The organism is uncultured Murdochiella sp. (assembly GCF_902488755.1).
Taxonomy (GTDB): domain Bacteria; phylum Bacillota; class Clostridia; order Tissierellales; family Peptoniphilaceae; genus Murdochiella.
The window spans coordinates 1-10,518 of record NZ_CABTXF010000042.1 but is presented as its reverse complement, the minus strand read 5'-3'; the positions used below and the strand labels follow the sequence as shown (position 1 = coordinate 10,518).

Sequence of the window (10,518 nt, the reverse complement as noted above, 5' to 3'; positions counted from 1 at the left end):
TAATATGTTAAATGAGAAACAATTCCCAACAATGAAGCCGTTAGGCGTAGAAAAGACGGAAGCTTCGACAAAACCGGCGACCGCTTCGGGCGAGCCGGCTACTTCGCCCACGGCGATTGATTTTTCCAAGGTGCAAATTGAACCGCTCTTCACAGACTTTGTGGATTTTGATACCTTCAGCAAATCGGATTTTCGTGCGGTCAAGGTACTTTCCTGCGAGGCGGTGCCAAAGTCTAAAAAGCTGCTTCGTTTTGCATTGGATGACGGCACAGAGGAACCACGCACCATTTTAAGCGGTATTCACGCCTACTATGAACCGGAAGAACTTGTCGGTAAAACCTGTATTGCCATCACGAATTTGCCTCCGCGCAAGATGATGGGCGTTGACTCCTGTGGTATGCTCATCAGCGCCATTCATGAAGAAGAAGGGGAAGAGAAGCTCCATCTGTTAATGGTCGATGACCACATTCCGGCGGGGGCTAAGCTTTATTAAATACTTTTTATTGAAAAAGTAACAGCTATTCAGGAATGGGTGATTTCTATGGGAATTGCCCATTCTTTATTATATGTTACAACGAAATTTGCATTGGTTACGCTTATAGGCAGAGCGGCAGATAAATCAACGGCAAAAAAGTTACAAGAGTAAAAAACTCGGTATTTACTTTACTTTTGAAACTTTTTTTAGTAGAATACAGAAAAGCGTTTTCCGCTTTTATTCTGCAAAATAAAAACGTTTACAGGAGGAATTTATGAATTGGAAAAAGGCATTATCTTTATTGCTGGCGGGCTCTATGTCCCTGTCCCTTGTTGCATGTGGAGGGGGGGACAAAAAGCCGGAAGAGAAACCGGAAACCGGTGCGCTTAAAGGCTCCATTACCGTTCAGGCGGAAGAAGGATGGAAACCGTATTACGAAGCGGCGATTGAACGTGTAAAAAAAGCCAACCCCGATGTAGAGATTTCGATCATTGAAAAGGGCGCGTTTGATCACATTGAAGTAATCGATAAGACGGGACCGAAGAATGAAGACGTCGCTGACGTATTTTCGATTCCAGCAGATCGCCTTTATGGCATGGTAGAAGGCGAGAACCTGGCAGCGATTGATGCCGAAGGATTATGTACTACTGTCGGCGGATGGAAAGATTTCGCCGAATTTAATCAGGGCTTGGGCGGCAACTTCAAGATCGGAGATGAGTATTTCGCTTTCCCGATGAACATCGAGTGCTTGCTTGCTTTCAAACAAAAAGCAAATGCCACAGCACAGAATGTCGATTTGACAAAACCGGTCGAAATTGGAGAAGCGACTTGGGCACAAGTGCAGGTTCCTGCGTTTGATGCGTGGTACGGAGTTGCGCTTTTGAACTCGGCAGGAATCGAATTGCTGGAGAAGAAAGAAGATGGCTCTTTTGCATCGGATTTGACGATGGAATGGTCACAACTGCCGAAAGAAAAACAGGCGGTAATTGAAGCGTTGTATGGCTACTGGAAAGGCAACGCCGACAATAACACCAGTTTGTTTGATGACAAAGCGGGATATGCCTATACCGATACGCAGTTTGAAACCGGTAAGAACGGCGTCATTCGTCTCGGCGGTCCGTGGGATTACAACACCATCGCGAAAGCTGCTGGCGAAGAGAACTTGGAATTGGGCGCATTGGATAATTTAACGATTGCCGGAAAGCCGCTGACACATTGGAAAGGCGGCTGGGGATACGCCATTAACGTTCGCAATGAAGAAGACACCAACAAGATGGCGATTTGCAAGGCGTTAATTGCGGAATTGGCGAATCCCGAATTCTTTGAAGAGTATTTCAAGGCGACCGGAAAAGTCATGGAACAGGTTTCTGCAGACAAATATCAGGCATCGGGATTGACTGATGTAGAGAAGGCGACGGTGGTCAACATGATTAATTCCTATCAGAACGCCGTTTCCCGTCCGCTTTTCCAGGAATATGGTCAGGTCTGGGATACATGGAAGAATGCGGTTCTTTCCTGGAATGCGGAGAAGCCCTCGTCCGCTGAAGAGGCTTATAAACAGTTAAAGGCTTCCTTTGACGCGATGATGACAAACTTGCAGAAATAATTGTTCGGGGTAACCCGTTCATGTACCGTAGCGAAAGCGGAGGTTTCTGCAGGAAACCTCCGCTTTTTTCTCGAAGCTATCGTTCGAATGAGAGGGGCTCATGTTTCAACTGAAGCATCCGTCGAAACAAAAGACGTTTGCCATCTATATTGCCGTTGCATGGTATGTTTTATTCGTTTGTCTTTATGCGTTGTTTACGGCGAAAGATCGTGCGCTGTTTGAAGCGTGGCGGGACAGTATCTCTTCGCAGTTGACGTTGCGAGATTATACCGCCATGCGCACGGGGGAGATGTTTTCTTCCCTATTGATTCCTGCAGGGTATGCTGTCTATCTCTATTTTGCTGTACACAAGATGGGATTGACGAAATTAGCCTATTGGGTATGGGGACTGCTTTTGTTTTATACGCTGTTGATGCGCATTCTGCTTTTTCAGTGGAACAATGTGTTTTGGTGGGGTGAGCTGTTATGTTTATCGGCTATTTTTATTCTTCACGCCGATATAGAGGAAAAGACGCGGCGTAAAAACCGCTGATAAAGATAGCGTATTCACTGATTTCTGTTCGAATAGAAGGGAAACTATATGAATTATCCCGTGATGCTGACGGATCGAATCGGGAGAGAATATCCGCGCAAAAATGAATATCTGCGAGAACTCGCTGTTGCACAACATGCGGGGGATACCGATACCGTTCGTCGTCTGAAAGCACAAAAAGATACCCATCCTTATCTTGTCGCATTACGCGAATATGAACAGGCGGAAAAGACGTTTCTCGCAACGCTCAAAGCAGAGGAACCGCAAGCACAAGCGCAGATTGATGATAAGGATCCTAAAGTAAGACAATATCTGATCGCTCTTTTCCGCGCGGAAAAAATGGCGGAATTCTATGCTCCATACGTGGATTTGTGCTACGATGCGGAACTTGCTTACCGCACGGCGGCAAAGAAAGTGGAGCTGTTGCCGGCGATGATTACCTCGTATCGTCTTCTTTTGTTGGATTTGGAATTTGCCAATCAGCAAAAGGTCGATACCGAAAAAGCCGCTGCGTATCAAACGGAAGAAGCACAGTACAAAGAAGAAAGAAAGAAGCAATTTGACGCGCGTGTCCAGGAGCTGAAAAAGTCTCTGCATGAAGGGTTGATTTCCCGAAAAGCATACGATAATGCGGCTAAAATTGCTAAAAATGAATATCAACAGGATATTGCGCTCAAGCAATATTATGCGCCGCAGAAATATCATGATGACTTGATTCGCAACATCAAACATCATTTACGCAATGATAACCGTCAACAGGAAGCCACATTAAACGAGGAAATCTCAGCTATTCGTCGAAGTGTACCGGCGGAGACGATGAAAAATTCGTTGTGGCGATGCCTATTTTCTCTGCCCGTTCCCGGGCTTGGGCAAATCCTCAACGGACAAAAAAAGAAAGGCGCGTATTGTCTTCTTATCGTCCTCTTTATCTATCTGATTGCTGTACCGTATGCGTTGGGCTTTGGCAATTATCAGGGAGAAGGGCTGATGGGGCTGTTCACGCTTGCCAAAAACGGCGGACGTGTAGACCGATCGCTCATCTTTATGATAGAAGGCATCGTCTCTCTCGTTCTCGTCTTTTTATCCCTTATTTTGATAGGCATTGCTTTTATGGATGCCCGAAAAGTGGAAAAAGACGAGATGCTGGGTATACGCCCGAATCAGTGGTTTGAAACGAAACGGGAAATCAATGAAAAAGGATTTCCGTATTTCGTCAACATCCCGGCTGTATTGTTGATCTTATTTATCACGCTCATCCCCATTATTACGGCGGTATTACTTTCCTTTACAGGCATGGATCCCGATCACCAGTCCAAATTCAGCTGGATCGGTTTGGATAATTACATGACAATCCTCCGTGCGCAAGGCTTGCAGGGTTCGCTTTTCTGGCGAATCTTAGGCTGGACAGTAATATGGACGCTTGGCGCAACGACCTTGGCGATTGCGATTGGTATGGGATTAGCTATTTTGGTTAACGGAAAACACATTCGCGGTAAACGCTTCTTCCGCACGGTGTATATTTTGCCCTGGGCGGTTCCTGCGTTCATTACGATTATGTTCTTTTCCATTATGTTGGCACCGGATGGCTATCTGACAGAGGTATTGTCTTCTGTTGCAGGACATACGGTGAATGTGAAGAACGATGCAAATTTGACGCGCGCGGCTTTGATTTTCATTCAGGGATGGTGTGGCAACGCGTATATTTTCCTTTTGGCAACCGGGGTTTTGCAATCCATACCGGCGGACTTGTATGAGGCGGCAGAAATGGACGGCGCAAACGCTTGGCAGCAGTTCCATCGCATTACCCTGCCGATGTTATTGTTTCAAACTGCGCCAATCCTTGTTGGGCAATACACGTTTAACTTTAATAACTACACCATTATTCAGCTCTTTAATGGAGGGGGACCGTTCAATCCGACCAAGTACGGAAATCTTGCCGGAACCAGCGATCTTCTCATCTCCTACATTTTCAAGCTGACCATGGAGAATGAGTATCAGGCATTTGGCGCAGCTATTTCCATTCTCATTTCCATCGTTCTCATTGTGGTGGCTTTTATCGGATATCGCCGTACTTCGGCTTTCCGGGAGGGATAACGCTATGCGGAAGAAAAAAGGACAGAATTTTTATTTGAAGGACCAGCAGCCATTAACGCCGGTTGGTCGTGTCGGCGTGGGTGTCACATACGCTGTCTTAGTGCTGTGGGCATTCATTGTGCTTTGGCCTATACTGCAGATTATCATTTCCTCGTTTAATGGCGCACAGGGAAAATATCTTATCTTGAACGGCAGATATGAGTTTTCACTGAATAATTTCCGCGATCTGTTTCAGGATACGCAATATCTTTCCTGGCTAAAGAATACGGTGTTTATCGGTGTGGCATCCGCCATCATTCAAACGTTGGTCGTTGCGTTTACCGGATATGCGTATTCACGTTTTCGCTTTAAGTTTAAGAGGGGGTCGCTTTTGACCATTCTTCTTATTCAGGTGATTCCTACATTTGCGGGAATTACAGCCTACTTTACCATGCATCAGATTATTTCCGGTGTCATTCCGCCGTTTACCAGACAGATGATGTTGGTACTCATTTATTCGGCAGGCGGCATCGCGAACAATACGCTGATCATGAAGGGCTATATCGATTCCATTTCCACGGAGTTGGATGAGGCTGCTCGTATGGACGGATGCTCCAATTTCCAAGTATTCCGTATGATTATCACGCCAATTGTTCGTCCGATGCTTGCCATTATCGCCTTGTGGGCGTTTATTGCGCCGTTTACGGACTACATGCTGCCTAAGGTGTTGTTGACAAGTCCATCGGAATACACACTGGCTACGGGCTTACAGACTTTGATTGACGATACACGTACAATGCGCCAGCCTCTTTTTGCTGCCGGCGGTCTGCTGACGGCGCTGCCCATTGTCACGTTATTTATCATGCTGCAAAAACAATTGGTATCCGGACTATCTTCCGGTTCGGTGAAAGGATGATGCGATGCAGGTATTAATGAAGAATATCGGGAAAAAATATGAAGGACGAGAAGAATTTACGCTCCGTCACATCAATTTGGAAATTAAGAGCCGCGATTTCTGTGTCATTTTAGGTCCGTCCGGATGCGGAAAAAGTACCCTGCTGCGCATGATTGCGGGGTTGAACTCCATAACCGAGGGAGAATTGATCTTCGGTGATCGTGTGGTTAATCAGGTACCTCCTAAGGATCGCGACATTGCCATGGTTTTCCAAAGTTATGCGCTTTATCCGCACATGACGGTATACGATAACATGGCGTTTTCGCTGAAAATGCGCAAAGAGCGTAAGGGCATCATTGACAAGCGCGTGAAAGATGCGGCAAAACTCTTGCAAATTGAGAATTATCTTTACTCACGTCCTTCGGACATTTCCGGCGGTCAGCGTCAGCGTGTTGCGCTTGGACGCGCTATTGTCCGCAATCCGGGGATTTTCCTGATGGATGAGCCGCTGTCCAATTTGGATGCTAAACTGCGCGAACACATGCGCATTGAGCTGGTGCGTATTCACCAACAGATGAAAACCACGACCATCTACGTTACGCACGACCAGACGGAAGCGATGACGATGGCGACGAAAATTATTTTGTTGGACAAAGGGCAAATTCAACAAGCGGGATCTCCGGATGAATTTTACAATACGCCGGCAAATACCTTTGTGGCGCAATTCATTGGATCGCCGACGATGAATTTGATTGAAGGAACGATGGTAAACGGTGCTTTCCGAACCGAAAATGATGAGGTTTGTATTGAACCGTCCGCTGCCGACGCGATTCGTCTAAACGCCTATGAAGGCAAGAAGGTCATCGCCGGCATTCGCTCGGAACGTTTCCTCAGCAAAGAGAAAACGGAGAAGAATCGCTTCGGCATTCATGTTGATGTCATCGAAAACTTAGGCAAGGAGCAATCTCTCTTTGTTAAGCTGCCCAGCGGCAAAGACCTTGTCATGACCATGCCGGGTCATTATAATTTTACGCAAGGTCAGGCGGAGGAGTTTGCTTTTGACGCTGAGGCCATGCATTATTTTGACGGGGAAACCAAGCAGCGCATTTAATTGAGGAAAAACATGGAGTATCGATTCAACGAACAAAATACAATTCAAGAGACGCCGTCGGACGGCGTCTCTTTGTTTTCCGATGCCGGAACAGAGGAAGAGTCCTTTACGTTCTGGTCTGCCGACCGGAACCTTCAAGAACAGCGGACGTGTTATCCTCCGGAGTTGGAGATGGTTCACTATAAACGGGGAATGGGTGTTATTCTTCCGATATTCTCGTTACCTTCTCATTACGGAATCGGTACCTTTGGAAAAGAAGCGTACCGGTTTTGTGACTTTCTTCGGGATGCAGGAATACGATATTGGCAAATTCTGCCCTTGGGACCAACCAGCTACGGGGATTCTCCTTATCAGAGTTTTTCCGGAATCGCCGGCAACCCCTATTTTATTGATCTCGATTTCTTATGTGCCGACGGTCTGCTGGAAATTGAGGAGTTAGATGCCATTCCTTTTGGAGAGGAAAAAGAGTACATTACGTATTCTTTGCTCTATAATCAGCGCTATCGTCTGCTTCGTCGCGCATTTGCACGTGCAATGGGGGAACAGGAGAGAGTGACAAACGAGCAAGAAGAAAGCGTCGGCTATTCTCGATTGGAAGGCGACTACGGTTCTCCGGAGACGCTTTCGGCATTTCGCGAAGAGAATCAGGAATGGATTGAAGATTATGCTTTGTTTCAAGCACTCAAAGCGGAGCATTTCGATGTGCAATGGACCGAGTGGCAGGAAGAATACCGCGACCGTCACGAAGATGCGCTTTCGGCGTTTCGCGAAGCGCACGAGAAGGATATTCTTTTTCAAGTGTTCATGCAGTATCATTTTTTTCGTCAGTGGCGTGCGTTACAGAACTATGCGCATGAGGCAGGCATATCGTTCATTGGTGATTTACCAATTTACGTTGCGCACGACAGCTCGGATGTATGGGCAAATCGGGATCAATTTTACTTGGATGACAAAGGATATCCTACCGTAGTTGCCGGAGCTCCACCGGATGCGTTTACAGCGGATGGACAGCGTTGGGGCAATCCCATCTATCGTTGGGATCGCATGGCGGAGAGAAAGTACGATTTTTGGGTCGCGCGTTTTCGCGCCAATTTGCGTCTCTACGATATCCTTCGTTTAGACCATTTTATCGGTTTTGCTCATTATTGGACCGTTCCTGCGCAGGAAGAGACGGCGAGAAATGGGCATTGGGAACCCGGTCCGGGCATGGATCTGTTTGAAACGCTTCAAAACGAGCTTGGAGCGCTGCCGGTACTGGTAGAGGATCTGGGTGTGCTTTCCGATGAGGTCATTTCCTTGCGCGAAAAAACCGGATTTCCGGGCATGAAGCCCATTCAGTTTGCCTTCGGTGGATGCGCAGATTCCGATTATCTTCCTCATCGTTTTCCGCAACGCACAAGTATCTATACGGGAACACATGACAGCGAACCGCTTCGCGCTTGGTGGGAGAACTTAGATGCCCATATTCAATATCTGGTCGGTTCCTATTTTGCCTTGCACCAATCGGAAGGCGTTCATTGGGGACTTCTTCGTGCGGCAGCCTCTACGGTTGCGGACTTGTGTATTTTCCAAATGCAGGATGTGCTATGGACGGATGCGCGTACACGCACCAATTTGCCCGGAACCATCGGCGGCAATTGGAAGTGGCGTCTTCCGGCGGAATATGCGGACAAGTCCATCATTCAAAAAATACGCGCGTTAAAAAACCTGTACGGCCGTTGATAGCAAAGGAGGAGCAGGAATGAAGGAAAAGGTTGGGATTATCGATATCGGAGGAGGTATGCGCGATATTTACGGCGCAGGTATCTTTGATTATTGCTTACAGGAAGGCATTACGTTTGATTTGGGAGTCGGCGTTTCTGCCGGCAGTGCCAACCTTGCCTCTTTTCTTGCGCAGCAAAGGGGAAGAAATCATCGTTTTTATACCGATTATTCTTTCCGTAAAGAATATATGAGCTTTTGGCGTTTTCTTCGTCATCGCAATGCGGTCGATTTGGATTATGTGTATGGCACATTAAGTAATGCAGATGGAGAAGATCCATTAGACTATGAAACACTGCATAAGAATCCCATGGATCTTATCGTTGTTGCCACTAATGCGGAAACGGGCAAGCCACACTATTTTTTGAAAAAGGAGATACGGCAGGATCACTATGACATTTTCAAAGCCTCTTCGGCGTTGCCGCATTTCTGTCGACCCGTTACGCTTAATGGGGTAGCGTATTATGATGGCGCAGTAAGTGATTGCATTCCACTGGAAAAGGCGTTTTCAGAAGGATGTGATCGTGTCATCCTGATTTTAACCAAGCCGGAGGATACCATCCGAAAACCGGACAGAGATCGTCGTATTGCCCGTCATATTCAACAGGAGTATCCCTTGGCAGCGAAGGCGTTTTGTGTGCGTGCCGAAATCTATAATCAAAAGGTAGAGTTGGCAAAGCGCTATCGTGAAGAGGGAAAGCTATTGCTGTTGTCCCCAAAAGATACGTTTGGCGTGGATACACTGCGAAGAGACAAGCAGTCGCTTGAGAAGCTCTATGAGGCAGGATGGCATGATGCAGAACAGATTTCATCCTTTTTGTCCTGTCGAGAGGGAAGAAGATGAAGATGAAGAGAACGATTACGTATCAGCGCGTTGATCCCGCCGGAAATATAACTGCGTTTGTGTTTACGCCTACGCCTGTTGAAGAGCGTGTTGCCATCGGGCGAAGTCTGATGGAACAGGTGGATACCGATATTGAGCAGGTGGGCTTTATTACTTTCAATGAAAAGGGAGTGCCCCTACGCATGGACATGATGGGTGGGGAGTTTTGCGGAAATGCGTCTCGCTCACTCGGCTTATTGCAGGCGCTTTTGAAAAAGCGGGAAGGGAGAGTTACGGAGGAGGTAATGGTAAGCGGTGCATCCCGTCCGCTTGCTGTTCACGTGGATACAAAACGGCTCTGTGCAGAAATCGCTTTGCCAAAGCCCATTGCCATTTTGCCCATACCACTTGAGGGTGTATCCTATACGGCTGTGCATTTATCGGGTATCCTCCACATTCTTTTACCAAATCGTGAGGAGGACGAGGCATTTGTGCGCCGTGTACTGCCTTTCCTCAAACAGAACTATCCCACTGAGGCATACGGCATGATGTTTTTAGCGGAAAATCGGAAGGAAATGGTGCCTTATGTGTACGTCACTAAGGCAGATACCTTGTATCGTGAGGGATCCTGCGGTTCGGGTAGTTTTGCTGTTGCCGTGGCAAAAAAAGACACTTGGAACCTACGGGAAAAACCGGTTCTCCTCAAGCAGCCCCGCGGAACCATAGAGCTTTCTTTGGGAGACGGTCCGTCCGGAGAGGAAGTACGGATTGGCGGAGAAATCCGAATGGATGAGCAAAAAACGGTACAGATAGAGTGCTCCTCACTGTAAAAAAAGAGGGAATAGAGCGGAAAAATACCCCGTAAGCCTTGCTATAACTAAGATTTATACTTTTTCTCCTACCAGAAAAAACAAAGAGAAAAAACAATGAATCACTCTTGCATTCCCCGAAGAACGTTGCTATAATGTACAAGTCGCTACCAAAACCGACGGTTCTTCCGCCGGATGGTGCGCAGATAATACGTAGCGGCGATGAGATTCATCGCTATGCCTTGTTAGCTCAGCTGGTAGAGCGCGCGGCTGTTAACCGCGTTGTCGTAGGTTCGAGTCCTACACAAGGCGTTTTGCCGGGGTGGCGGAATTGGCAGACGCAAGGGACTTAAAATCCCTCGATCCTTACCGATCGTACCGGTTCGATTCCGGTCCTCGGCATTATCCGGAAAAGACTTTCGGCAATTCGGCG

General features: G+C 47.2%; 9 protein-coding genes and 2 tRNA genes. All 11 read left to right on the top strand.

Annotated features, from left to right (window positions below; translation table 11 throughout):
* Positions 1 to 493, top strand: a 493-nt coding sequence (locus RDL68_RS05135; protein WP_374042593.1) for a hypothetical protein, incomplete at its 5' end; no start/stop codon positions are given.
* Positions 494 to 749: 256 nt separating this feature from the next.
* Positions 750 to 2,081, top strand: a complete 1,332-nt coding sequence (locus tag RDL68_RS05130) for a sugar ABC transporter substrate-binding protein (protein ID WP_308540608.1) — start codon at positions 750 to 752, stop codon at positions 2,079 to 2,081.
* Positions 2,082 to 2,181: 100 nt separating this feature from the next.
* Complete coding sequence (locus RDL68_RS05125) at positions 2,182 to 2,613, top strand: hypothetical protein (protein WP_308540607.1); 432 nt, start codon at positions 2,182 to 2,184, stop codon at positions 2,611 to 2,613.
* 48 nt (positions 2,614 to 2,661) lie between these two features.
* Entirely contained in the window at positions 2,662 to 4,707 is a 2,046-nt protein-coding gene (locus RDL68_RS05120; protein ID WP_308540606.1) for a sugar ABC transporter permease, read from the top strand.
* A gap of 34 nt (positions 4,708 to 4,741) precedes the next feature.
* Entirely contained in the window at positions 4,742 to 5,602 is an 861-nt protein-coding gene (locus RDL68_RS05115; RefSeq protein ID WP_308540605.1) for a sugar ABC transporter permease, read from the top strand.
* Positions 5,603 to 5,606: 4 nt separating this feature from the next.
* On the top strand, positions 5,607 to 6,692 hold the full coding sequence (locus tag RDL68_RS05110) for an ABC transporter ATP-binding protein (RefSeq protein WP_308540604.1): 1,086 nt from the start codon (positions 5,607 to 5,609) through the stop codon (positions 6,690 to 6,692).
* 12 nt (positions 6,693 to 6,704) lie between these two features.
* Positions 6,705 to 8,414: a 4-alpha-glucanotransferase gene (gene malQ / locus RDL68_RS05105; RefSeq protein ID WP_308540603.1), complete on the top strand. Its 1,710-nt coding sequence runs from the start codon at positions 6,705 to 6,707 to the stop codon at positions 8,412 to 8,414.
* Positions 8,415 to 8,433: 19 nt separating this feature from the next.
* Positions 8,434 to 9,297: a patatin family protein gene (locus RDL68_RS05100; protein WP_308540602.1), complete on the top strand. Its 864-nt coding sequence runs from the start codon at positions 8,434 to 8,436 to the stop codon at positions 9,295 to 9,297.
* A 2-nt stretch (positions 9,298 to 9,299) separates the two neighbouring features.
* Positions 9,300 to 10,106 (top strand): hypothetical protein, encoded by an 807-nt coding sequence (locus RDL68_RS05095; RefSeq protein ID WP_308540601.1) that lies wholly within the window; start codon positions 9,300 to 9,302, stop codon positions 10,104 to 10,106.
* 218 nt (positions 10,107 to 10,324) lie between these two features.
* Positions 10,325 to 10,397: transfer RNA gene (locus RDL68_RS05090), tRNA-Asn, on the top strand.
* 4 nt (positions 10,398 to 10,401) lie between these two features.
* A tRNA-Leu gene (locus tag RDL68_RS05085) sits at positions 10,402 to 10,487 on the top strand.
* Positions 10,488 to 10,518: the final 31 nt, after the last annotated feature.

Bases quoted from the DNA above. Each gene is read 5' to 3' on its own strand.
- RDL68_RS05120 (WP_308540606.1), top strand. From the start codon at position 2,662: ATGAATTATCCCGTGATGCTGACGGATCGAATCGGGAGAGAATATCCG.
- RDL68_RS05100 (WP_308540602.1), top strand. From the start codon at position 8,434: ATGAAGGAAAAGGTTGGGATTATCGATATCGGAGGAGGTATGCGCGAT.
- RDL68_RS05125 (WP_308540607.1), top strand. From the start codon at position 2,182: ATGTTTCAACTGAAGCATCCGTCGAAACAAAAGACGTTTGCCATCTAT.
- RDL68_RS05130 (WP_308540608.1), top strand. From the start codon at position 750: ATGAATTGGAAAAAGGCATTATCTTTATTGCTGGCGGGCTCTATGTCC.
- malQ (WP_308540603.1), top strand. From the start codon at position 6,705: ATGGAGTATCGATTCAACGAACAAAATACAATTCAAGAGACGCCGTCG.
- RDL68_RS05095 (WP_308540601.1), top strand. From the start codon at position 9,300: ATGAAGAGAACGATTACGTATCAGCGCGTTGATCCCGCCGGAAATATA.
- RDL68_RS05110 (WP_308540604.1), top strand. From the start codon at position 5,607: ATGCAGGTATTAATGAAGAATATCGGGAAAAAATATGAAGGACGAGAA.